Annotated in this window: 14 protein-coding genes, 2 tRNA genes and 2 rRNA genes; 9 read left to right on the top strand and 9 right to left on the bottom strand. The window is 42.2% G+C overall.

Going from position 1 to position 25,310, the window contains the following annotated elements:
• From AAH582_RS24515 to AAH582_RS24495, 4 genes are all read left to right on the top strand, one after another.
• Positions 1–1,047 carry an 8-amino-7-oxononanoate synthase gene (locus AAH582_RS24515; RefSeq protein ID WP_343320832.1) on the top strand — a complete coding sequence of 349 codons (1,047 nt, stop codon included), beginning with the start codon at positions 1–3 and terminating at the stop codon, positions 1,045–1,047.
• Positions 1,048–1,294: 247 nt separating this feature from the next.
• Positions 1,295–1,579: an HU family DNA-binding protein gene (locus tag AAH582_RS24510; protein ID WP_046673299.1), complete on the top strand. Its 285-nt coding sequence runs from the start codon at positions 1,295–1,297 to the stop codon at positions 1,577–1,579.
• Between the two features lie 18 nt (positions 1,580–1,597).
• Positions 1,598–2,434 (top strand): tetratricopeptide repeat protein, encoded by an 837-nt coding sequence (locus tag AAH582_RS24505; RefSeq protein ID WP_343320831.1) that lies wholly within the window; start codon positions 1,598–1,600, stop codon positions 2,432–2,434.
• 304 nt (positions 2,435–2,738) lie between these two features.
• Complete coding sequence (locus tag AAH582_RS24495) at positions 2,739–4,292, top strand: Rne/Rng family ribonuclease (protein ID WP_046673301.1); 1,554 nt, start codon at positions 2,739–2,741, stop codon at positions 4,290–4,292.
• 69 nt (positions 4,293–4,361) lie between these two features.
• Here AAH582_RS24495 and miaA read toward each other — a convergent pair whose 3' ends face one another.
• The 3 genes from miaA to AAH582_RS24480 all read right to left on the bottom strand — a co-directional run bounded on the left by miaA (position 4,362) and on the right by AAH582_RS24480 (position 7,274).
• Positions 4,362–5,261 (bottom strand): tRNA (adenosine(37)-N6)-dimethylallyltransferase MiaA, encoded by a 900-nt coding sequence (gene miaA, locus AAH582_RS24490; RefSeq protein ID WP_343320830.1) that lies wholly within the window; start codon positions 5,259–5,261, stop codon positions 4,362–4,364.
• Positions 5,258–6,430, bottom strand: a complete 1,173-nt coding sequence (locus AAH582_RS24485; RefSeq protein WP_046673303.1) for a Gfo/Idh/MocA family protein — start codon at positions 6,428–6,430, stop codon at positions 5,258–5,260. Before AAH582_RS24485 ends, miaA begins: the two co-directional genes overlap by 4 nt.
• A gap of 64 nt (positions 6,431–6,494) precedes the next feature.
• Entirely contained in the window at positions 6,495–7,274 is a 780-nt protein-coding gene (locus AAH582_RS24480; RefSeq protein ID WP_343320829.1) for a hypothetical protein, read from the bottom strand.
• A gap of 265 nt (positions 7,275–7,539) precedes the next feature.
• Here AAH582_RS24480 and def point away from each other — a divergent pair, with 265 nt between their 5' ends.
• On the top strand, positions 7,540–8,121 hold the full coding sequence (gene def, locus AAH582_RS24475) for a peptide deformylase (RefSeq protein ID WP_046673304.1): 582 nt from the start codon (positions 7,540–7,542) through the stop codon (positions 8,119–8,121).
• 123 nt (positions 8,122–8,244) lie between these two features.
• Here def and AAH582_RS24470 read toward each other — a convergent pair whose 3' ends face one another.
• The 6 genes from AAH582_RS24470 to AAH582_RS24445 form a co-directional block, all read right to left on the bottom strand.
• Positions 8,245–8,856, bottom strand: coding sequence for a trimeric intracellular cation channel family protein (locus AAH582_RS24470; protein ID WP_046673305.1), 612 nt, complete (start codon positions 8,854–8,856; stop codon positions 8,245–8,247).
• A 96-nt stretch (positions 8,857–8,952) separates the two neighbouring features.
• Positions 8,953–11,316, bottom strand: a complete 2,364-nt coding sequence (locus AAH582_RS24465; RefSeq protein ID WP_343320828.1) for a GAF domain-containing protein — start codon at positions 11,314–11,316, stop codon at positions 8,953–8,955.
• Positions 11,317–11,327: 11 nt separating this feature from the next.
• The gene (locus AAH582_RS24460; RefSeq protein WP_343320827.1) at positions 11,328–13,928 is read right to left on the bottom strand and encodes a hypothetical protein; all 2,601 of its coding nucleotides are present in this window, start codon (positions 13,926–13,928) and stop codon (positions 11,328–11,330) included.
• A 2-nt stretch (positions 13,929–13,930) separates the two neighbouring features.
• On the bottom strand, positions 13,931–14,827 hold the full coding sequence (locus AAH582_RS24455; protein WP_343320826.1) for a hypothetical protein: 897 nt from the start codon (positions 14,825–14,827) through the stop codon (positions 13,931–13,933).
• 120 nt (positions 14,828–14,947) lie between these two features.
• Complete coding sequence (gene ppk1, locus AAH582_RS24450; protein ID WP_343320825.1) at positions 14,948–16,969, bottom strand: polyphosphate kinase 1; 2,022 nt, start codon at positions 16,967–16,969, stop codon at positions 14,948–14,950.
• Positions 16,970–17,130: 161 nt separating this feature from the next.
• Complete coding sequence (locus tag AAH582_RS24445) at positions 17,131–18,315, bottom strand: Pycsar system effector family protein (protein ID WP_343320824.1); 1,185 nt, start codon at positions 18,313–18,315, stop codon at positions 17,131–17,133.
• A 2,069-nt stretch (positions 18,316–20,384) separates the two neighbouring features.
• On the opposite strand from AAH582_RS24445, the gene AAH582_RS24440 reads away from it, so the two are divergent.
• The 4 genes from AAH582_RS24440 to AAH582_RS24425 all read left to right on the top strand — a co-directional run bounded on the left by AAH582_RS24440 (position 20,385) and on the right by AAH582_RS24425 (position 25,308).
• Positions 20,385–21,914, top strand: a 16S ribosomal RNA gene (locus AAH582_RS24440).
• Between the two features lie 123 nt (positions 21,915–22,037).
• Positions 22,038–22,111: transfer RNA gene (locus tag AAH582_RS24435), tRNA-Ile, on the top strand.
• A gap of 11 nt (positions 22,112–22,122) precedes the next feature.
• Positions 22,123–22,196 (top strand) — tRNA-Ala (locus AAH582_RS24430).
• 231 nt (positions 22,197–22,427) lie between these two features.
• Positions 22,428–25,308, top strand: a 23S ribosomal RNA gene (locus AAH582_RS24425).
• Together the 16S and 23S rRNA genes with 2 tRNA genes alongside form the textbook arrangement of a ribosomal RNA operon.
• Positions 25,309–25,310: the final 2 nt, after the last annotated feature.

The raw sequence follows: 25,310 nt of genomic DNA, 5'->3' as shown, positions 1-25,310 counted from the left end.
ATGAATAATTTTACACATTTAGAACAACCAACAGGTCGCGTTATCACAGTGGACGGTAAGGAATATCTTTTTTTCGGTGGAACTTCCTATCTAGGACTGGCAACAGATCAAGCATATGCTGCGATTTTCATAGAAGGTATACAGCGATATGGTATTAACAATGGCACTTCACGAAATAATAATGTGCAACAGGCCATATTTGATCAAGCGGAAGAATATGCTGCAATGCGTTTTGGTTTTGAAGCAAGTCTGTTGCTCTCAAGTGGATATCTGGCGACGCAATTTCTTGTAAGAACCTTGGCAACTGAAGGCGAAGTATTGTACGCACCCGCATGTCACCCTTCTTTATGGTTAGATAAAAATCCTGCAGCAACTGGACATTTTGTTGACTGGGCCAATGCAACGATCGAGTATATCAATCATTCACCCCAAAAATCATTTATCATCGTTAGTAACAGCTTGGACAATATGCGACCGGAATTATACGATTTCAGTGTTTTCAATCGTATTGATCCGGACAAAAAAATTATACTCCTCTTGGATGATTCTCACGGAATAGGAGTTTTGCGCAAGAATGGCATTTCATTAGATAAGAGTAGTTTTCAACAGGCTAATATTGAGCTGATTGTCGTCGCATCCTTGGCAAAAGGCCTGGCAACAGATGCTGGATTGATTTTGGCCGATGAAGAACGAATTAAGTATTTCAAGCGATCAAACTTTTATACAGGGGCTTCTCCAAGTTCGCCAGCGAGCTTATATGCATTTATCCATGGAGAGCAGATCTATTTACAGCAATTCGAAAAGTTGCAGAATAATATTGATTCATTCAAAGCACATATGGGGTCTGGATTAAGTGCTGTTGCTAATTTTCCGGTGTTTTCATCAACGGATACGGGCCTTTATGCGAGGCTGATGAATGCCGGAGTACTGGTGTCAAGTTTTCCTTATCCTCTTGGTACAGATCCCCTATTAAATCGGATTGTGGTAAATGCACACCATACTAAGGCAGATTTGGATCAGCTAAGTCATGCAATTGGCATATATTGATTTTTATATGACAACTAATAAGTCAACATCTTGTAAATTAGATAATTGTTTTTATTTTTGAGATTTATTTAAGGGTTGGTCGAACGTAATGTCTCGTTAATTGATTGTAAATGTTTGGCTTTTGGAAGCTTATTTATCAAAAAAGTATTTAAATAATTTCCATTACTCATTTTAAAACAATACTTTTGCATCCCCAAACATTAGTTGGCTTAAGGGTTGAAAAATAAATAATTACAGTAAAATAGATATGACTAAAGCAGAAATTATTGCAGAAATCTCTACCAAAACTGGCTTAGAGAAGGTAGATGTTCAAGAAACCGTAGAGGCGTTCTTTAAAGTTGTCAAAAACGCAATGATCGGAGGAGAAAATGTATATGTAAGAGGTTTTGGTAGCTTCGTAGTCAAAAAAAGAGCTGAGAAGACTGCAAGAAACATTTCAAAAAATACAGCAATCATTATCCCTGAACACTTTGTTCCTAGTTTCAAGCCAGCAAAAATTTTCGTAGAGAAAGTAAAGAATGGCAATAAATAATCTTTAAAATAGATTAAAATGGCAAAAACCAAACAGATAATAGTCATAGGATCAGTAGTAGCCTTGGTTGCTGTGCTTTTAGCGCAGCCTATTAAAGGTTTGGTGAACAAAGAAAAACAAACTGCTGCAGCATCTGAGTCGAAGCCGTCCAATGAAGTGAATTTGGAAAATATATCTTCGATGACAAAACAAGGTTTAGATGCTAGTTTAGTCAAAGAAATTTCCGATATTGAGGGCCAAGTTGCAAAAGCTTCTGGAGAGGATAAGATAAAGCTGTTGCAACAGTTGGCAGATAAGTGGGATGATGTCGCAAAACCAGCTCCTCAGGCTTTCATTTATGAGGAAATGGCAAAGGTTTCACCGAAGTTTGAGTATTGGTTGAAAGCAGGTAATGCTTATCGTGCCGCTTATACAAATTTGCAGGATTCTACTTTAGCTCAAGCGTTGAATCAAAATGCTATTCATGCATATGAGGCTGCGTTAAAAGCGAATACAAGTAGTTTAGATGCAAAAACAGGATTGGGTGCCGCAATGGTATCGGGAACGAACAACCCTATGGCAGGTATTGCCTTATTGCGGGAAGTCGTTGCTGCCGATCCTAAAAATTTAGAAGCAAACAAAACTTTGGGATTGTTTTCATTACAATCCCGTCAGTTTGACAAAGCCATCGAGCGTTTTAAGACCGTTATCGATCAAAAACCCGATGCTGAGTCATACTTTTACTTAGCCACAGGCTATGAAAATATTGGGATGAAAAAGGAAGCCGTTACAGCTTTTCAAAACAGTAAGGAATTGGCTGCCGATCCTTCCCTATCACAATTCATCGATCGAAAGATCGCCGAATTGAGCAAGTAATTAATTTATTATTTTATAATCATTAAAAAATTTAGCTATGCCAAGCGGAAAAAAAAGAAAAAGACACAAGATGGCTACTCACAAACGTAAAAAACGTTTAAGAAAAAATAGACACAAGAAAAAATAGTCTTGTGATAAGCTTTTAAACATCTTGGCCCATTTTGCTGAGATAGCTTTACGAAACGATCTACATGTCTGTGAAGGGGATGTAGATTGTTTTTTTCGTAACAACGTTCTTTAAATGTTTAATCGGATACCCAAGATTGCGATAGGATATTGCATAGGTATCAAAAATGAGTAGCTTTTGGTAAAGGAATTAATTATCGATTCAACTCCTGATAAAGGGGTAACTATTGCTTTACTACAAGATAAGCAGCTTGTTGAACTTAACCGCGAGCCCGCAAATAATAACTTCGCCGTTGGAGATATCTATCTCGGACGTATCAAGCGAATTATGCCTGGGCTTAATGCAGCTTTCGTAGATGTAGGCTACGAAAAGGATGCTTTTCTACATTATTTAGATTTGGGTCCTCAAGTTCAATCTTTGCTAAAGCTTACGCGTATAGTGAAGAATGGCAGTTATCAAGAGAAACTGCTCAATAGTTTAAAACTTGAAAAGGATATCGATAAAGCTGGTAAGATCTCTGATGTCTTGAGCAAAAATATGCTCGTGCCAGTACAAATCGCCAAAGAACCTATTTCAACAAAAGGACCGCGTCTGAGTTCAGACCTTTCAATAGCAGGTCGTTTTGTCGTTTTGGTACCTTTCTCAAGTACTGTTTCCATTTCCAAGCGTATCAAAGGTAGTAATGAACGCAACCGCCTAAAAAAGATTGTCGAAGGGATTAAGCCAGCTAATTTTGGCGTTATCATTCGTACAGTTTCCGAAGGTAAGGGTGTTGAAGAACTACAACGTGACTTATTGGACCTGATCTCAAAATGGGAACTATTTACCAAACGTCTTCGTAATGCTGAACCGCCTCAAAAGGTTCTTGGCGAAATGGATCGTGCATCCACTATTCTACGAGATATTTTGACAGACGAGTTTTCACATATTTATGTTAATGATCCTTCGATCTTCGAAGAAACAAAATCATATATACACGATATATCTCCAGATTTGGAGAAAATTGTCAAACTTTATAAACATAAAGAGCCAATTTTTGATCATTTCGGAGTTGAAAAGCAAATCAAGGCAGCTTTTGGCAAAACGGTAACATTGCCTGGTGGTGCGTATCTCGTTATTGAGCATACCGAAGCCCTGCATGTCATCGATGTCAACAGTGGTAACCGTTCTGCGAATAAGGAGAATCAGGAAGACAATGCATTGCTGGTCAATATGGAAGCAGCAAAAGAAATTGCGCGACAGCTGCGTTTGCGTGATATGGGCGGAATTGTAGTCATCGATTTTATCGATATGCATAAACCCAATCATCGAAAAGAGCTGTATACGTTCTTAAAAGAATGTATGGTAGCGGATAGAGCGAGACATACAATTTTGCCTCCAAGTAAATTTGGATTGGTTCAAATCACACGTCAGCGCGTTAGACCTGAAATGAATATTGTCACAAACGAAAAATGTCCGGCTTGTGATGGTACAGGAGAAATCCGATCAAGTATTGTCCTTATGGATGATATAGAAAATAATTTGAGCTTTATTCTTCAAGAACAGAACGAAAAGAAGGTGACCTTATGTGTTCACCCTTATATAGACGCCTACATTAAGTCTGGTTTGATTTCTAAAAGAATGAAATGGTTCATGAAGTACGGAAAATGGATTAAAGTAAATCCAATGACGTCATATTATCTAACTGAATTCCATTTCTTCAATGCGAAGGATGAAGAAATTAAGTTATAATAGAAAGAGATTAACGAAAAGGGTTAGTAGTAATACTAACCCTTTTTTGTTTTTATAGATCGCTTATTTTTAAACCCAATGAATCATTATGCCATCTTTTTCCATTTTTCGGAAGTAAGTCATTTGCCTTTTGGCATAGCGATGTATTTCTGTCTCCAATTTTTTGGTAAAGGCCGGGTAATCGAGCTGTCCAAGGAGATGGAGAGAAGCATATTTATACTCCAAACCATAGTATTGAAGCTGTTCGTGTGTAATCCCTTCGGTCAGGAGTTTTGCCACTTCTGCTAATAAACCATCATTCAATCGTTGTTTTAATCTTTGGCTAATGTGTTCGCGTCGGATTTCCACTGACGGATTTAATCCGATAACGATGCTTTCTACCGTTTGTTGCCGAGCGATGTGATCGGGGTGAGTGTCTAAAAATGCTAATATTTCTATTGCGCGGATGATACGTTTTTTGGTCGAAAGATCGATTTGGAAGTTCGCGGGTAGTGTATATTCCTGAAGGCGTTTTAACAACTCTGTCTCTGGGAGGGGAAGTAATGATTCCTTGAGCCCTTCTATCGATGGGATCAGCGCATATGGATTTTGTTGGATTACACTTTGGATATATAAGCCTGTACCACCACAAAGGATAGTATGTTTTCCCCTTTCTAGAATGGATTGTCGGGCTTGATGGAAGTCAGCGATAAAGTTTCCGAGATGATAGCGTTCTCCCGGTTCATGGGTGTCGATAAGATGATAGGGAATATCTTGATATTCCGATAGATCTTTTCCCGTACCAATGTCCATTCTTCGATAGATTTGGCGGGAATCTGCACTGATGATTTCAGCATCGATGCGTTGCGCCAGTTGAACGGCTAGTTTCGTCTTTCCTGAAGCTGTAGGTCCTAAGATAACGATAACTTTCTCTTTCGGAACGGTTTGCTGTTCCAAAAGAGAAAGTGTATATTTTAATCTGTCTATCACAGAACAAATTTAGTCCATTTTTCTGTTCCTTCGTTATTTTTTACGACAGTATCGATAAAAGCCATGCCTCTTACGCCATCGTAAACTGTTGGAAAATCTTGTTGTTCGGCTGTCGGAGTTTGTCCTTCACGTTTTGCCGTAACTGTTGCCGCAAAATTACGGTAGATATTCGCAAATGATTCCAGTAAGCCTTCAGGGTGACCTGCTGGTACGCGGGTATTATGTGTTGCAAAAGAACTCAGCGTATAAGGCGCTGCGTAAGCATTTCCTGTGCGATAAAGCTGACGAGGCTGATCAAGCATCTTGATGATTAAATTGTTGGGATCCTCATTTGCCCATTCCAATCCACCTTTTTCACCGTAGATACGGATACGAACGGCATTTTCTTCTCCGGCTGAAATTTGCGAAGCCATTAATACACCTTTAGCACCATTTTCGAACCGCAAAAGCACCGAACCATCGTCATCCAATAGACGACCTTCAACAAATGTTGTGAGGTCTGCACATAGTTCTTGGATTTTTAACCCCGATACATATTCCGCTAAATGCGCAGCATGGGTACCGATATCACCCATAACCAACGATTTACCTGAGCGTTTCGGATCTGCACGCCAAGCGGCCCCGGCATTACCTTCGCGTTCTGTTAATCGGCTTAACCAACCCTGTGGATACTCAACCACAATCTTTCTGATCTTACCGAAATGACCTTCTTTAACCATCGCTTTGGCTTGTTTAACCATCGGGTAGCCAGAATACGTATGCGTAAGACACAGTGTGCGGCCTGTGCGCTCTACTGTTTCTTGTAATTCTTTTGCTTCTTCAACAGATACGGTCATCGGTTTTTCAACAACAACATCAAAGCCTTTTTCTAGTGCTAATTTAGCAGGAGCAAAATGCAAAAAGTTTGGAGTTACGATCGTTACAAAATCCATACGCTCGCCTTCAGGAAGCAAAGATTCTTTTTCGATCATCTCTTCATAGTTTAGATAGACACGTTCAGGAGCTACAAATAAGTCTTCTCCAGATTGTTTTGAAATCTGTGGATCAATACTAAATGCACCACAAACCAGTTCAATCTTGCCATCCATAAAAGCAGCAATACGGTGTACAGCGCCAATAAAGGCATCGTTTCCGCCTCCGACCATACCCATGCGAAGTTTTCTCTTCATAACGTTATTATTTTTGATTATTTATTTTTCAAACCCTTACAGTGTACAATATACACAATTTAGCTTATTTTATATATAAAATCATCTTGATGCTGCCCATATTTTCCTTTGGAAAGCCCTTCGGATATTGTTCCATCAATACCTTTAGCTCTTCAGTATTGCGGTAAACATATCTTTTTGTCCCTGCTATCCAAAAGTTGATAGGTGCAGTTATTTCCTTCGCAACAAATCCAAATTTTTCTAAAGAGGAGTGCTGACTCCAGTCACGATCGGTGAAAGTCATAATGTCTCCTGGCGAGAAATCGCTACAAAAGGCTTTAATTAATTTGCTAAGGCCTCCTATGACATTAATACCTGTTTTATTACAAAAGCGTAATAGTTCAAACGAGCGATAGTCTTCATCTTTATCCAACATTCGGCGGCCTCCAGAGAATACCGCGACTGCAACAAGCTCTCCCTGTTCATAAAGGCCATAACGATACTTGCCGGGAAGAGCGGTTTGTAAATGATGTTCCACGAGGAACTGTAAACTCGTTCTTTTGTCGATCCGGGCAACTACAGTATTACGTGCGTAAATGCGTTTGTCATTTTTTGTTCTAGAAACAATGCGCCTGACGATCAAATCAAACTTTGTTATTAATTGGTCTTCATCGATATGAATACAAGGATCGGAAGTATCACGTCTAACGGATTTCTCGTGAGGGTATAACAAAATATTGATTGTTAATTCCGGAGAAGATATTTGTATAAATCCATCAACTGTAGAGAGCCTTAATGGCACTTCAAGAGCTTGCTCAAGCTTAAGTTTGAACTGTGTTGACAAATCTATAAATGAAGGATCCATAAAACAAAAGTAACTTTTATGGAAGTTTTGACGAAATATTCAGTTTTAATAATTATCCGTACCTTTGTACCCAAGAATATAATGGAGCTACAGCGTATCCTTGTTAAAAAAGTACAATGACTCAGGATGAGCAATTAGCCTGACATGATCTAAAATATAAACGTGCTAAAATTACAACAGGTGCCAAGTGACCTTTAAAAGCAAACAGCGTGTAACGAGCTCAGGTAGAAATGAGTATCGGCACTTATAAATAATTATAATACATATGAAACTTCCGATAGTGGCGTATGGCGACCCTGTATTAAGAAAGGTCGCTGAGGAAATAGATGAAGACTATCCAGATTTAAAGAAATTGATTGATGATATGTTCGATACCATGTATGCAGCACATGGTGTCGGTTTGGCAGCTCCACAGGTAGGTTTGCCTATACGTATGTTCGTTATCGATGCAACTCCTTTCGCAGAAGATGATGAAGAAAACAAAGAAATGCTCCAATCGTTCAAAAAAGTTTTCATCAATCCCATCATGGTTGAGGAGTCTGGTGAAAAATGGGCTTTCGGTGAAGGATGTCTAAGTATCCCAGATATTAATGAGGACGTATTGCGTCACCGAAATATTCGCATCAATTACTTAGATGAGAACTTTGAAGAGCATGAAATGGACTTAACAGGTTTGGCTGCCCGTGTGGTACAGCACGAATATGATCATATTGAAGGTAAACTATTTACCGACAAATTGAGCGCCTTGAAGAAGACGATGCTAAAAGGTCGATTGGATGCTATCGCGAAAGGAAATATTCGCGTTAGTTATAAAATGAAATTTCCACTGCAAAAGAAAAAGCGTTAGTTCATACTAACGCTTTTTCTTTAACGCTTGCTTCTAATCCATCCCTTTAATCCATTTTTGAGATCGGGTCGCTAATCCAGTAAAGCATGTTCTAGAAAGTTTACATGCTAAGAAGGACTTTTCTCAATCCAAGCGGGGTAAATACAAACGGTATTTAACGGCCGTCATTCGTATTAAAAAGACAACAGCAGCTCCTATAAAGGCTGCCCAAGAAATATCGAGATTAAGGTGCACCAGCAAGATATACGTGAGCCCTCCCCCTAAACAGGCCGTAGCATATACTTCTTTTTTAAAGATTAGCGGGGTTTCGTTGAGTAGCACGTCGCGCGTCATCCCTCCACATACCGCCGTGAACATTCCAAAAATAATGGCAGCATAGGTATTGCTTTCGTAGTTGAGTGATTTTTGTACCCCAAGGATGGTAAAAAAGCTAATTCCGATGGCATCAAAAAGTGTCAATGTACGATAATAACCATACAACTGTTTATTGAAGATAATGGCAATTAAAATTCCGAGGAAAATAGCGATGAGGTAATTGCTATCATTGACCCATACCGGGCGTAGATTTAAAAATACATCCCGCATCGATCCACCGCCAATGGCTGTCACAAAGCCTAAAAAGGCTGCCCCAAAAATATCAATATCTTTACGTTTTGCCGAGAGGGTACCCGATATTGCAAAAAATAAAGTACCAAGCAAATCGCTTAGATAAAAATAGTTGGCATCAGTAATCATGGTAATCCTTTTTAAATCAGTATGTTAAATCCTCCATTTGACGTTGTCCCATTTAGCCTATATCAACGGGGATAAACTTCCCTTTATTGGACAAATTTAGGAGAAATCTTGATAGTTTAAATTCACCGAAAGGCGAATTGCTTTCAAACCCGCAATTCCTTGTACATCTTCCAATTTTAAATGTTCGATGGTATGCTCAATAATGCCCATGTCATAGATTGCCTGTATACTTAGCATGAGATCTTCCAGGATTTCATCCGATAAATAGACAATAGCAATTTTATTGACCTGGGTAAGTCGTTCTTTGGTTCGCTTTATCCGAATTTTGTCTATTCTTTTTTTGATGATTTCGTAACGGATATTGAGCGATCCCTCAACATCGAACCGGCGTTCATCCTCCCGGAAGCTGATATCAATGCTATGTGGATTGATAAAAATCAATTGTGTTGTTTCTAAAGCCAGTGGCAGCATAGCTTTCACGTGGTATACTTTCAGCGCAATTCTGGCCATCGAAATAATCTGCTGACGCCTAAATACATTGATGAATTCGTAGCTGAACCGTTGTTGGGGCGTAATGGATTCGCCGATATAAATGTCATATTCAATACCGTCTGTCCTGAACTTTTGAAAATAAGACGGATAATTTCCCTGGATGAAGCTATTGAAATGATCCAGTTCTCTACTGATCAATTGATTGATCTGGCGTAAAGAAGTTTCAAACTCATTCCGATAAAACTCCCCGGTATCCCGATTGGTGAAAAAATGCTTCGCATAATGTTCAATCACCGCTATTTTTGACGGGAATTGCTTTCTGGCTTCTTCTAAAAATGGCTGCACATCTTTTCTGAAGAACTCAATGATCTTGACCATCGATTCATCAAAAGAGATATGGTCAAGAGATTCTGTAATTTGATCGACCCGTGCTGAAAAAGTCATAATCAATTTGTGCTTTCCGTCTAACGAGAGCTCATCAATAAGCATGGCGAGCTGTTTGACCTTGAAGCTAAAGTCTTTGAGAATAGAGGCGTTTCGTATGATCGTAGAGTCTTTGACATCGACAGCACCATAGAGCGGATAGACTTCTTCAAATACAACCGCTTTAATATGGGCATCCTGACTATCGTTTTCCAGTTCCTGAATGTACTGGGCCGCGATATGGTTAAATTTCCACTGAACCGAGGACTGTATTGTCGTAAACCGGTTAATGATGATATCGTCGATACGTTTTTTAAATTCCAGGGTGATATCCTGAGCTAGTTGTGATAAAAGCGGAACCAGAGAACCTAAGGCTTGCATAGTTTCATTGTCGAGCTGATCTTGTTCACGGTTGTATATTTCCAATATGCCTGAAAGAGAATGATTATGAATGAGTGGAATACACAAATAGGTCGTTACCCCCGACAAGCTAATCCGCTCGTCGAAAACGGACGTGGTATTCCGGATACCATTCGTCGCATTACTTGTATAAAATATCACATGCGGATGCTTCAGGTAACCTGCGATTTCAGGATCGATCTTAAAGGTTTTATTGGCGGTATACGCTTCAGCAAACAAGATGCTTTTATTGGTGATTGAATAATCGAAAAATGGTACCCCATTTAATTGGAACAGCGGAAATAGACTAAATACGGTATCAGGGCCCTTTAATAGCGGTTTGATGATCTTTTCTAAATCAGCTAAAAAGAGGTGGTAATTGTATGTAGGCAAATCCAGGAGGATGGACTGGATTCGCCGTAAGGTATGTTCTGTACTGGTCTTTCTGAAAGTCACCATGCCAAAGCCCGATAACTCAAAATCTTCCAGTCTAACGGTGTTGATAACGGTATTCCAGTCAAAAATGGAATCACTGGGGTTTTCCGATAAACGACCTATATCAAGTGCCGGCAACGTTTTTTTTGCTTTGATCTCAACAAATTTAAAATCGATGTCTAAATCGTAATAATCGATAATCTCCCCCTGATCATTGAGGTGATGATAAACAATGCTGCTGTTTTCATTGGGAGAAAAGCCATAGAGTCTATCGAAGATGAGGGTATAAAAGAGCTTTTCTTGATTCGTAAGAAGGCTTCCGGCACGCATCTTCCCTTGCATTTCTTGCTCCACAAGCTGATGGCTAGATAGGTCGAAAAAGGCTTCGGTTCCATAGAAGGCTTCTTCTGCTAAGGCTGTTGTGAGTGCCCAGTACTTTTTTGGAGCAGTGTCAATCAACGATACGGAGAGGCTATAAATCAATTGCAGAATATCTTTATAGGCATTGAGATTATGCTTGCAGAGTTTGCCGTTGAGATGTTCTATTTCTTTGATGCGTTCCAACGCAAACAAAGGAATCATTTCATCCGATGAGGTGCCATTTTCAATAAAAGATTCCAGGTATTTGAAAAATGGTTCAAAGTCTAGCCTGCCATTTGTATACGTATTGGCGGTTTTTGCCGTTGTGAGTTGTACTTTCTTTATTTCCATGGATCGAAATTTTAAAAGCGGAAACCTGTGCTGAAATAGGGATACCAGCCTTCATTGGATTTCGTCATGACAAAATGCAAAGGAAGTGCATTGGCGACGATGTAATAAATGCCCCCGCCCACACCTTGATGAAACTTATCACTGTTATAGCCCTTTGCCCATACTTTTCCAATATCATACATGGTCATTAGTCCGAATTCACCTGGAAGAACATAGCTTTTGACATCAAGTACTTTAACACGGGCCTCTAGGTTGTTGTACAGCATCTGTTGCCCTGCAAATCGATATTGGCGAAATCCTCTTAGATTTTCATGACCGCCTAGAAATAAATATTGATAAAATGTAGGGTTCCCGGATACGGCGCCCCCCCCTGTTCTATTGGCGAATATAATGCCTTCATTGAATGCACTGAAATAGCCGGTTATTGCGGCACTTAACTGCGCTGAATTTTTTGAGTACGGATTGAGTCCAAAATAGGAATTCAAAGCGGCTTCAATATATAGCCCTTTACTTGGGTTAATCTTTCGATTACGGGAGTCTTGCGTTAAAAATGCATTGATACCTGCAAAAGTTTTGTCTTTGGTAATCGATAAACTATCGTAAGAATGTAAAGCTTGGGGATTTAAAATAAATCGATCTTCATTCTCAATCGGATCTAAGTGGTAAAATTGGATATGCGGACCTACGGCGAAGCTTAACGTAGATGAAGGTTTCCATCTTAACTGCGGATTAATATTGAAAATATTGAATCTGCTTCTGTAATATTTTGCGCCATACTGTTCCTTTAAGAAGAGCGAGTTATTACCTACGCCGAAGAAGTTCTGCGTGTTGTCAGGAGCTTTTGCTAGCGCATCGACAACAAGATCTGCATCCCCGACAACAGCTATCCATTCGCCTCTATAGTGAATTTTATAAGCTCCGGTCCGGAAGGCTGTTGCTACAGTCAGTTGTTGCTTATACGTAAAAGGATTTTTTCTAAATCCACGCTGATGTGTGTAAGCAGCCCCCAGCCCGAGCGAAAAACCATCATCAGCATTATAACCCGCAGTCACCAGGGGAAGCCAGGTGTTGTAGAGGTTTACAGGAACAAATTGCGTGTTGGTACTATCTTGTGCATAATGAAGCTTTATTTTGTTCTTCTCACCCAGTAAAGTGGAGTTTTTGGTATTCTCGTAAAGCTGTATTTTCGATTTGCTTTCGTTGATAACATAAGTCTTTGGCGTGCTATCTCCAATAATTCGGAGTTTAATCGGAGAGTTTGCGTTATCGATGACAACAGAGTCTTTTCCCTCACCTAAATAGAGACGAATTTCTTTTGTTAGGCGGTCTTTATAGGTTTTGTCCATCAATGCCTTGGTGACCCTACCATCTTTATTGATCTTCGAAACTTTGACTTTTAAGTTTTTATTTTCCGTGCTGTATATTTCTACTTTTTCGTTTTTGTCGCTGAGATGAATATCGACAATGTTATTGATGAAATTATAATACTCTTCCATCGCTGAGGGTAGAGCATCACGACGGCTTTGAAGTGTTTTAAAAATTTGTTCCCCACGAATAGCAATGGACGACTGCGGCAGGCTACGTACCGACTCCCATAATACCGAATCTGTGAGACGTGCTACAAATTGCTTAACCTCTTTAGCCCATTCCTTATGAGAAAGCTGGTTGCTCGGATGGGCATTTAAAAAACGCGATTTAAATAAAGAATAGCGAATATTGGGAATACCGGTTGTGAAACCTTGCATGACTGGGTTGACAAATTGCTGATAGATATCTTTCATCAGAAAACCTTGTGTGACACGCAGCGCCTGATCCCGATCGCGGGGAATAGGAATGTAGTCTTTATCGTGATCTGTGCTATCCTGATTTTCATTATACCAACGCCATTGATCCTCGTGTCGATCCCAATCGCTTACCAGTACATCCAGCATTCTTGCGCGCAGATATGCCTTAGCCTTAAAGTTATCATCGTTATCTTCCTGTAGTTTTCGGACAGCTTTGGGGCTGTTGTCTGAATCACCAAGTGGTTCGCGTTCTTCTAGTAAAGCCACCGTATGCTCAAAAAGAGGCGCGTATTCCCCCAATATGCTGTCTTGTGCAACAACGCCGATGATGGGATGAGCATGTGGGACGTTCACGGCATTTGCCAAAGCGGGGATCATAAGCGCCGAATAGGGATGCTGCGCGCTCGTGGCATCGTCCAAGACATCCTGTACAAAAGTCCCATGGAGTTCTTCTGGTATGAGGGATTCAGTCCTTTTATTGACTGATCGTAGTGCCCATTCCCGGCCGATTGAATCCGTCAATCGTAGGGAAACCGATTGCATCCCGCCTCCCTGTTTGACAGGATGCAGTCCCCCGTGCAAGGTTGAAAGCTGGAGCAAAGGCAAGGTGGTTTCTGCGGCCCATTCTTTGCGGTAATTTTCGCCAAGGAAGAACTTCTTGAATTTACTGGCTTTACCATATTTTGCATTTGCAACGATGCTAACACTGTCCTTGATAACAGTTTGAGCAAAGGACTTGCCCTGATGTGCAGGGGACTGTGTATGCTTTTGTTGTGAATAAGCATGACTAGCAAGAAAGAGAAGAAAGAATGGTACAACCTTTTGCATGCCTAGTGTTTTTCAAATTTATAAATGATCCCTTTATCCTGATTACCGGCTTCGCTGCTGATGTAAAGATTAAATTTTGAATCAAAGTTAATGCCTTCAGGTTGAGGGAAAATCTTCGGATCTAATGGAGAGAGCGATTTTACACGAAAATTTTCATCGGTCACCACAAGGGCTTTGTCTACAGAAGATAAGATATACCATTCCTTGCTGTCTGCTTTTTTAGCTAACGCAGAGGGTTTGAACGTTTTCTTGATTTTAGCATCCAATGCATGAAGTTCATCAAGCTGGATGACAAATTCTCCTTTCGGCTGGAATTGACCATGCTCGTCAATTGAAAAGACATAACCCGAGGTTTGCGGTTGTTTTCTGTCGACCTTACATTCTTTACACAATACGTATGCCTGGTTGCTTTCGCGGTCAACAAAAAGCCCTTCATACTCTCCTTTTGGAAGTAAATTTTTCTGTTCGACCACGTTTTTTATATCGTCCTTTTCGGTAATGGGAAAGGAATAGAGGCTACCATTGCTCTTTAAGATAAAGAAATGTGTATTGCTTATCGAGATATCCTCATAGTCGCCATCTTTTCCAAAAGGGTTGAACGTAACTTTTTGTGTCGGTTGGTTAAATTTATAAAGAAAGCCCTGCTCATCTTGAATGGCATAAATATCGTCATCCTGTCCCGCGAGAAAAGCTATTCCGGATATTTCTAACAATTGGTCAGGCAAACTCATCTTTATGCCCGAAGATAATGTATAGGGTATTTGTTGCGGTTTTTCAGCTTGAACATGAGCGAGCTTGTTGTTATTTTCCTTGGTTGTATTATTCGGATTGCAGGCGAGAAAAATAACAGAAGCAAAACCTAATGCCATAGTTGTCAATATCGTGGGATTTTTCATCATTATATGATTAAATTTTAAATTGAGGAAGTCATCCGGTTTCTGAATGAGCTTACGTTCAATGATTATATTGTTGGGCTTTTAGGCTGTTCTTGTTGTAATGAGCTGCCTTGTTGAATAGCCCTATTGTCTCATGTTGCCTTTCAAATAATGAAGGATTTGTTGCTGAGAAACATTTTTCTGCTGTGTTTCTATTGCCTGATTTTGTCCGTGTTCATCCAGTAAAGTTGCTTCGGTGTCGTCTGCAAACTGAATATCGAATAGCTCTTGTATTTGATGTGCTAATGTTAGATTCAGCAATGGAAAGCAAGTTTCTATACGTCGGTAGATGTTACGGTTCATCCAGTCTGCAGAGCCTAGATACACGCTCGTTTGTGCTTGATATTGAAAAATAAATATTCTGCCATGTTCTAAATATCGTCCTACAATCCGTTTCACGACAATGTTGTCGCTCAATCCGGGTACTTGTGGTTTTAGTCTACAGATTCCTCTGACCAATAATTGCAGTTTTACCCCTGCCCGGCTCGCCTCATACAATTTATTGATTAACGATTCTTCTTCCAGATTGTTTAATTTAATTTTTATTGTAGCGCTGTCTCCGTCTTTAGCTGCTTGGATGGTCTTGTCTATCAGGGATAAAAATGTATGTTTGAGATTGAACTGTGCAATTAATAGATGGTTAAAAGACAGCTCATTTTGACTATGGGGTTTTCTCCGAGCTGGTAAAAACTCGAATAGCATGTCTAATTCGTTGGTCAATAGTTTATTTGAGGTCATAAGGAAGTAGTCCGTGTAGACCTTTGCCGTTTTTTCATTTAGATTTCCTGTGCCTAATAAAGCACTTTCTCGACCCTCTTTGCGTCTCACGAGCGCTATTTTGGCATGTACTTTTAAATTGGGGATGCTATACGTGATTTTGACGCCCTGTTCTTTCATTAACCGAGCCCAATGTATATTATTCGCTTCATCAAAGCGCGCTTTCAATTCGACAAATACATTGACTCTTTTCCCATTTTTTGCTGCGGTAGCCAGCGCTTGTGCAATATGCGAATCACCGGCGATACGGTATAAGGTCGTGTAAATCTCGTCTACGGTTGGATCTATCGCGGCCTCATTAAAAAAACGTAGTATGGGATCGAACGATTCATAGGGAGTACAGATCAACAGATCCTCTCGGTCTATTTGGTCAAAGATAGATTCCCTAAAATTCTGATTCTTATTGATTTGCAGCTGTTTTGGATAAGAAAGTTCTGCTGTTTTAATCGGAAATGAAAATAGATCTTTCAGATTGTGATAGTTTCCGCCTTCGACAATGCTACTTTTTCGCAGATCAAATAGTGTTGCCAATGTTTCAATCAGCTGTTTTGGCAGATTTGGCTGGAATAGAAAGCGTGTCGCATAGCCAAGATCACGTTTATTGACTTCCGTCTCAATTTTTTGGGCAATATCACCCTCAAATTCATCTTGGAGATTTAATTCCGCATCCCTTGTGATTTTAAAGGAATAGAAATTTAATGATGTATTTCTTATGGCTTCAGGAAAAAATGCTTTGATAATATCATCGATGAGTACGACATATTTATTCCCATTGATCTCACAGGTGAAAAAGCGGCCAATATGATTTGAAGGGACATTTAGAAAGAATACCACTCCAGTATTATCGTCTGTAACGACGAAGTAGAGCTGATTGTTGATCGGAAAAAAAGAAGTATCATCAATTGGTATAATTTGGAGGTAGGAGGCAATTGTACTAAAGAAATATTGAGCTGCGAGGTCTTTTATTTCTGCTGGAATAGCTTGGTTGTAGATAAAGAATATATTTTCTTTTCCTAATTCTTGGATAATATCAGCTAGTATTAAGCCAAATTTTTCTTGTTGTTTGTTGATGGTTTTTGACGCTTTTTTATACGTGCCAATATCGATGTTCGGAATGAGCTGCCCCGGATTTTGCTTCATTATTTTTTTCCAAGCCATCAGTACAGGCATTCTAACACGATAAAATTCATCCAGATTGGATGAGAAAATAGCGAGAAACTGTAGTTTTTCCAGTAAAGGTACCTCCTCACGAGCGGCTTGGTCAAGTACCCGATCATTGAACGACAGCCAGCTGATGTCTCTGTTGATATAAAGATCTTTCTTCTTCATCCGTATAAATTTATGGTTATGGCAACGTGCTTACAACAACATCAATAATGATGCTATTTATTGGTAGCTAATGATTGGTCTAAAGGCGGCATCTTTTTCAATAGAAAAGAAAGTTTGGAAAACATGATGCTGAAATATTTCACTGTTTTTATAGTATTGCATTAAAATATGGTTGCGGCGACAAAAGAAACAACCGATATAACAAGTCCAAACATAAAAATTCCATAGGCGTATCGTAGAAGCTTGTATTTTCGTCCTAATACCACACCTTGCGAATAAACATCCTTGGTGAGCATGCCATATAGAAATTCCGAGTCGACCATTACCTTCTGCATACCCTCGTTATAATCGTCGAGTTTCATTTTGTAAAAATTTCCAAAAAAGAGAAGATTGACTGATTTCTGTTCGATTTCCTCCTTTGAGAATTTACCCGACGGAATTTTGGGTATCGTTGATAGTATGGCCATGACCATGGTTGCTACCACGGCTGTAGTTAAGATAATTGTTGGGATAATTAGGTGCTCGTTGGCATCTAGTTTCCGAAATAAGACAGCAATCACGACAGAAAGGATAATAGAATTGACCGTTAAGAGGATGTTGGCTTTATTGTCTGCCATGTCGCTTAGTCGCTGATTGTTTGAGGACGTAATCCGGAACATTGTTTCTATCCCACGTTCTGGCTTACTGCCTTTCTCCTTTTCCTTCTTGTCTTCTTTTTTGCTTTCTTTATTTTTTGAGATAGATTTCTCCTGTTTTTTCTCCAGTTCTTTTAGATTCATCTCTTTTTTGGCATTAAGCTTTTGTTTTGCATATTCCGTATGGTAATGATGGCTCATTAGTAGTTTGATTGTACCGGCCCGCCATACGTCTTTATCAATCTCCTTCCCTAGTACTGCTTCAGCTTCGGCTTTCATCAGTTTGTTTCTATTGACGAAATCCTCATTCCCAAAATGAAATAGGTCTGCGTCGCAGAGAATTTGCTCCAGCAGATTTGTAGGATCCTGAGGCATTCTCGTTGCTAAAATACAACCTTTGATTTTTTCCTGTATGGCTTCCGGTATGCCTTTGTCCTGGAGGAAATTTAAAGCAATTTCGACACTTCTCTTTTCATGACCAATAGCATTGTCAGATTTTACGTAGCCGAGATCATGAAAGTAGGCGGCACTAATAACAATAAAGTGATCCTCCTCTCCTAGTTTATAGTACGATGAAATCTCCTCCGCCGCACGTACAACAGAACGTGTGTGTATCGTATTGTGAAAACAATGGCAAACTGAAATATTTTCTGTAATATAAGTTTCAGCATATTCTTCTACCTGTTTTAAAAGCTGAGCATAATCTATCATGGACCAATATGGTTTTATTTGCAATAAAAGTATTTAATATCTTTAATTTCTTAAAAATAAGGTCTTCTTTTTTGTTATTTATTAACCTAGATCAAATTTACTGAAAAAAGCGTTATTCCAGTAGTTGTAAAATTGACTGTTATATAAGTAGATGAATTGTTCTTAAAACAGACCGCTAATCGGATGAAATATTTAGCTTTTATTAATGAAATATTTAGCTTTTACTAAAAGAGTACCCAGACTAATGCTAATCGAGGAAACCTAGGTAAAGCCTATAATAATCGAGCAAACATTTACTAAGGCGGTCATTGAGCAAGCCTCAGATTAACACCGTCGCTAGATAAAAATGAATAGAATCGTTAAATTGAGGTATTTCCCAGTCTGATGTTGAACTCTTGAATTGTTATTGTGTCTGTCTTTATAGCGTGTTTTTCGGCTGCGGTTCGGATTGGCGTTGGCCCTTTGCCGGGGCTTTCGGGGGACATGGTCGCGTTCATAATGCCATTTGTCCGTGTTGGCAGCAGGGTGAGTACGGGCTTGAAGTCGGACTCAATACGGATGCAGCACGGACGTAAGACGTTCAGAGGGTAAATCAACTCCGACTATGGTACGAAATAGGTTGGGAGGGCAGTCCGAGGTTCCCGCAGACCTTTGTCAGCAGCCGGAGCGTTGTCACCGAGCGGAACCACCTTTCTCTAAATAACGAAGACTTAAGGATGCTTTATTCCTTAGGTTAGCTTTTGTTTATATTTAGCTTAGCAATAAGTTAGGGTTTGCTTAGCTACAACCTATACTATACCTAAACAAACCCTAACTAAACCCTAAACTAAACCTAAGTAAACAGGTAAGAAAGTATAGCTGCAAAAGAAGGTATTCTAGAGCACTGTGTTCTGCCATTTTTTCTGGCCGTCCCCGTCTATCGGCTGCGCAATTTATCCAGTGTGCAGTGTACTGCGGCTTTCGTGTGCCAGTTGTTGGGGGCATTCCCGCTATCCCGTCCCCTGTTATATCCTGCGTTGCTGTTTCTTTCCGCTGCGATCTTTCCGACGGCGCAATTTTCCGGCCTTTCCGGTACGGATTCCACACACAGTGTTCGCGCCGGCTTTTAGCAGAAGATCCCGGCCGGATTATGCCGCCCGATGTTCCAGATCCTTTTGGCCTCCATCTTTGCGCCCGTCCTTGTCTATCGGCTGCGCCTGTGCGCGTCGTCTTCAATTGAGCATTGAGCTGAGAGGGCTACCAGAGTGACCCCTCCGCTTGGACAAAAGCAGAGTGAAGAATGCCCTGTGCATTTTTACTGTTCACGATACCGTTTCGCTATCCCCGGGAAGTGGGAACGCAGCAGGGTTCGCCCGGTTTCCGCGGTACGATCCAATTTCCAGCACCATTCCTTTTTCCCCAGGGAAGCCTTTACCAAAGCCCGGTTCCCGGTATGTACGCAGCACGCCGCGGTTCCCGGCAATGTCCAGGTTAGATCCCGGTTCCCCGCCCCATTCTGTCCCGGAACCGGCGTTCCCAGCCTTCCGATCACCTGTTTTACAAAAAGAATCTCGCACCCTTACAGGCAGTTAAGGAGAAAATGAAATAAATAAGAACAAAAGGCTTGGAAGTTTGTTAACAATCTCCCTATCTTTGCACCACTCCGCAAGGGAGGGACGGTTGCTTCGCAGGAAGAAACCATCAAAAAAGAAGGGTTTAAGGGAGTTTGGCAGGATTTAAAATCCCGCCAGGTTTATTTTAAACGCGGAAATCTGAAAAAGAGAAAAGAAAAAAAACTTCAGAAAGTTTTTGGAAGTTCAGAAAAGATTTCTACCTTTGCAGTCCCAACGGAAACGAAGGGAAAAACAAAAAAGATAAAGACGGCGCAATGCCCTCGGAATATAGCGGATACGGAAGTTGAAGCGACAAAGTTCTTTAAGAAAACACAATCATGTAAGCGTGACGAGTAGACAGACGAAAGTCGAAAGTCATGAACAAATTCAAGTAATAGTTCAATTCGATCCAAGATCAGAGATATAAAAAAAAGAATTCTGATTATTATAAATAGTTGGAATCAAAAACTTCATTTTACAATGGAGAGTTTGATCCTGGCTCAGGATGAACGCTAGCGGCAGGCCTAATACATGCAAGTCGGACGGGATCCATCGGAGAGCTTGCTCGAAGATGGTGAGAGTGGCGCACGGGTGCGTAACGCGTGAGCAACCTACCTCTATCAGGGGGATAGCCTCTCGAAAGAGAGATTAACACCGCATAACATCAACAGTTCGCATGTTCGGTTGATTAAATATTTATAGGATAGAGATGGGCTCGCGTGACATTAGCTAGTTGGTAGGGTAACGGCCTACCAAGGCGACGATGTCTAGGGGCTCTGAGAGGAGAATCCCCCACACTGGTACTGAGACACGGACCAGACTCCTACGGGAGGCAGCAGTAAGGAATATTGGTCAATGGGCGGAAGCCTGAACCAGCCATGCCGCGTGCAGGATGACTGCCCTATGGGTTGTAAACTGCTTTTGTCCAGGAATAAACCTAAATACGTGTATTTAGCTGAATGTACTGGAAGAATAAGGATCGGCTAACTCCGTGCCAGCAGCCGCGGTAATACGGAGGATCCGAGCGTTATCCGGATTTATTGGGTTTAAAGGGTGCGTAGGCGGCCTGTTAAGTCAGGGGTGAAATACGGTGGCTCAACCATCGCAGTGCCCTTGATACTGATGGGCTTGAATCCATTTGAAGTGGGCGGAATAAGACAAGTAGCGGTGAAATGCATAGATATGTCTTAGAACTCCGATTGCGAAGGCAGCTCACTAAGCTGGTATTGACGCTGATGCACGAAAGCGTGGGGATCGAACAGGATTAGATACCCTGGTAGTCCACGCCCTAAACGATGATAACTCGATGTTGGCGATAGACAGCCAGCGTCCCAGCGAAAGCGTTAAGTTATCCACCTGGGGAGTACGCCCGCAAGGGTGAAACTCAAAGGAATTGACGGGGGCCCGCACAAGCGGAGGAGCATGTGGTTTAATTCGATGATACGCGAGGAACCTTACCCGGGCTTGAAAGTTAGTGAAGGGTGCAGAGACGCACCCGTCCTTCGGGACACGAAACTAGGTGCTGCATGGCTGTCGTCAGCTCGTGCCGTGAGGTGTTGGGTTAAGTCCCGCAACGAGCGCAACCCCTATGTTTAGTTGCCAGCATGTAATGGTGGGGACTCTAAACAGACTGCCTGTGCAAACAGCGAGGAAGGTGGGGACGACGTCAAGTCATCATGGCCCTTACGTCCGGGGCTACACACGTGCTACAATGGATGGTACAGCGGGCAGCTACATAGCAATATGATGCTAATCTCTAAAAGCCATTCACAGTTCGGATTGGGGTCTGCAACTCGACCCCATGAAGTTGGATTCGCTAGTAATCGCGTATCAGCAATGACGCGGTGAATACGTTCCCGGGCCTTGTACACACCGCCCGTCAAGCCATGAAAGTTGGGGGTACCTAAAGCATGTTACCGCAAGGAGCGTGTTAGGGTAAAACCGATAATTGGGGCTAAGTCGTAACAAGGTAGCCGTACCGGAAGGTGCGGCTGGAATACCTCCTTTCTAGAGTATCGCAGATCGGTGCTCGTCACGTTACATATGATTGCAAAAGAAGAAAAACATCAGAAGAAAGTGCCCGCCCCGAAAGGAGCAGGACCGAGAGAGATAGATGAACAGGAAATAGCTAGTCCCGTAGCTCAGTTGGTTAGAGCACTACACTGATAATGTAGGGGTCAGCAGTTCAAATCTGCTCGGGACTACGAAAAGTTAAGGGGAATTAGCTCAGCTGGCTAGAGCACCTGCCTTGCACGCAGGGGGTCAACGGTTCGAATCCGTTATTCTCCACATCTCCGGGAGGGACATCGACAGATGCTCCGAAGAAACAAACCGGAAAAAGAGTTCTTTGACATATTGAAAGAGAAAAAAAATTACAAGAGAAGACAACAGTATAGAGACAATACGTGTATGTGTCTGATGTAGAGAGGAGACCCTCGGTGAATGCCGAACGAATCTTTACGTAGCATATGGGTATATATATCAAAAGCAGCCGCATAGTAGCAAAAGGCTATGCCGGTGAAGAAAGTAAATAAGGGCACACGGGGGATGCCTAGGCTCTCAGAGGCGAAGAAGGACGTGATAAGCTGCGATAAGCTACGGGGATTGGCAAATGCGAAGTGATCCGTAGATTTCCGAATGGGGCAACCTGACTATTTGAAGAATAGTCGTATAAAACGCGAACGCGCTGAACTGAAACATCTAAGTAGGCGTAGGAGAAGAAAATAACAATGATTTCCCAAGTAGTGGCGAGCGAACGGGAAAGAGCCCAAACCGATCATGTTACGGCATGGTCGGGGTTGTAGGACCACGAGATTGTACAGCGCTATGAACTGGAAGCAGGTGGGAAACTGCGCGACAAGGGTGAGAGCCCCGTACAGGTAAAGAATGTTGACATAGTGGTATCCTGAGTACCGCGGGACCGGAGAAATCCTGTGGGAATCCACCAGCACCATCTGGTAAGGCTAAATACTCCTGAGAGACCGATAGTGAACCAGTACCGTGAGGGAAAGGTGAAAAGAACCCCGAACAGGGGAGTGAAAAGAACCTGAAACCGTGTGCTTACAAGCGGTTGGAGCAGGCAGGTCCTGTGACAGCGTGCCTTTTGCATAATGAGCCTACGAGTTACTCTTGTCTGGCAAGGTTAAGTCCTTCAGGGACGCAGCCGAAGCGAAAGCGAGTCTTAATAGGGCGCATAGTCAGATGAGGTAGACGCGAAACCTTGTGATCTACCCTTGGGCAGGTTGAAGTTGCAGTAACATGTAATGGAGGACCGAACCGATAAACGTTGAAAAGTTTCCGGATGACCTGAGGGTAGGGGTGAAAGGCCAATCAAACTGGGAAATAGCTCGTACTCCCCGAAATGTTTTTAGGAACAGCGTCGGCGTGGAGTTTGATAGAGGTAGAGCTACCGATTGGGTGCGGGGGAGTCAAATCCTACCAAATCCAGACGAACTCCGAATGCTATCAAATATAGCCGGCAGTGAGGCTTTGGGTGCTAAGGTCCAAGGCCGAGAGGGAAAGAACCCAGACCATCAGCTAAGGTCCCCAAATCCGTTCTAAGTTGAACTAACGAGGTCCGGTTGCCCAGACAGCTAGGATGTTGGCTTGGAAGCAGCCATTCATTTAAAGAGTGCGTAACAGCTCACTAGTCGAGCGGCCGGGCGTGGATAATAAACGGGCATCAAGAACGGTACCGAAGCTATGGATTTGCATTGAAAGATATGCATCTGGTAGGGGAGCATTCCATCGCCGGGGAAGCACAGTGGCAATGCTGTGTGGAGGTTATGGAAAAGCAAATGTAGGCATAAGTAACGATAAGGCGGGTGAGAAACCCGCCCACCGAAAGACCAAGGTTTCCTGATCAACGTTAATCGGATCAGGGTCAGTCGGGACCTAAGGCGCACCCGAAGGGGCAAGCCGATGGACAACTGGTTAATATTCCAGTACTCTTCATAACTGCGATGTGGTGACGGAGTAGTGACACTGCCGCGAACTGACGGAATAGTTCGTTGAAAGGCGTAGGTATTGGAGTTGTAGGCAAATCCGCAACTCTAGCTGAAACCCAATAGTACAGCAAAGCTCCGGTGGCGCTGATAGAGCAGGTAAACAGACTTCCAAGAAAACCCGCTAAGCTTCAGGTTATGAAGACCCGTACCGCAAACCGACACAGGTGGTCGAGGAGAGAATCCTAAGGTGCTCGAGTGAGTCATGGCTAAGGAACTCGGCAAAATGGCCCTGTAACTTCGGGAGAAGGGGCGCTGTCTCGAAAGAGCAGCCGCAGTGAAAAGGCCCAGGCGACTGTTTAACAAAAACATATGGCTTTGCAAAATCGCAAGATGAAGTATAAGGCCTGACACCTGCCCGGTGCTGGAAGGTTAAGAGGGGATGTCATCGCAAGAGAAGCATTGAATCGAAGCCCCAGTAAACGGCGGCCGTAACTATAACGGTCCTAAGGTAGCGAAATTCCTTGTCGGGTAAGTTCCGACCTGCACGAATGGTGTAACGATCTGGGCGCTGTCTCAGCCATGAGCTCGGTGAAATTGTGGTATCGGTGAAGACGCCGATTACCCGCAACGGGACGGAAAGACCCCATGCACCTTCACTATAGCTTAACATTGAGATTGGGTACAGGATGTGTAGGATAGGCGGGAGATGTTGAAGTGGCTTCGCCAGGAGTCATGGAATCAACCTTGAAATACCGCCCTTTCTGTATTCGGTTTCTAACTCCTTAATGAGGAGGACATTGTTTGGTGGGTAGTTTGACTGGGGTGGTCGCCTCCAAAAAGGTAACGGAGGCTTTCAAAGGTAAGCTCAGTACGCTTGGTAACCGTACGTGGAGTGCAATGGCATAAGCTTGCTTGACTGTGAGACCGACAAGTCGAACAGGGTCGAAAGACGGACATAGTGATCCGGTGGTTCTGTATGGAAGGGCCATCGCTCAAAGGATAAAAGGTACGCTGGGGATAACAGGCTGATCTCCCCCAAGAGCTCATATCGACGGGGAGGTTTGGCACCTCGATGTCGGCTCGTCACATCCTGGGGCTGGAGAAGGTCCCAAGGGTTGGGCTGTTCGCCCATTAAAGTGGCACGCGAGCTGGGTTCAGAACGTCGCGAGACAGTTCGGTCCCTATCTGTTGTGGGCGTTGGAAGTTTGAGTGGATCTGACCTTAGTACGAGAGGACCGGGTTGGACAGACCTCTGGTGAACCTGTTATGCCGCCAGGTGTACGGCAGGGTAGCTACGTCTGGAATAGATAAGCGCTGAAAGCATCTAAGTGCGAAACTAGCCACGAGATGAGACTTCCTTATAGGGTCGTAGAAGATGACTACGTTGATAGGCCATAGGTGTAAAGGTTGAGAGACCAAAGCCAAGTGGTACTAATAGCCCGAAGCTTTCTCAAGC

The organism is Sphingobacterium multivorum (assembly GCF_039511225.1).
GTDB lineage: Bacteria > Bacteroidota > Bacteroidia > Sphingobacteriales > Sphingobacteriaceae > Sphingobacterium.
This window is presented reverse-complemented; position numbering and strand designations above follow the sequence as displayed.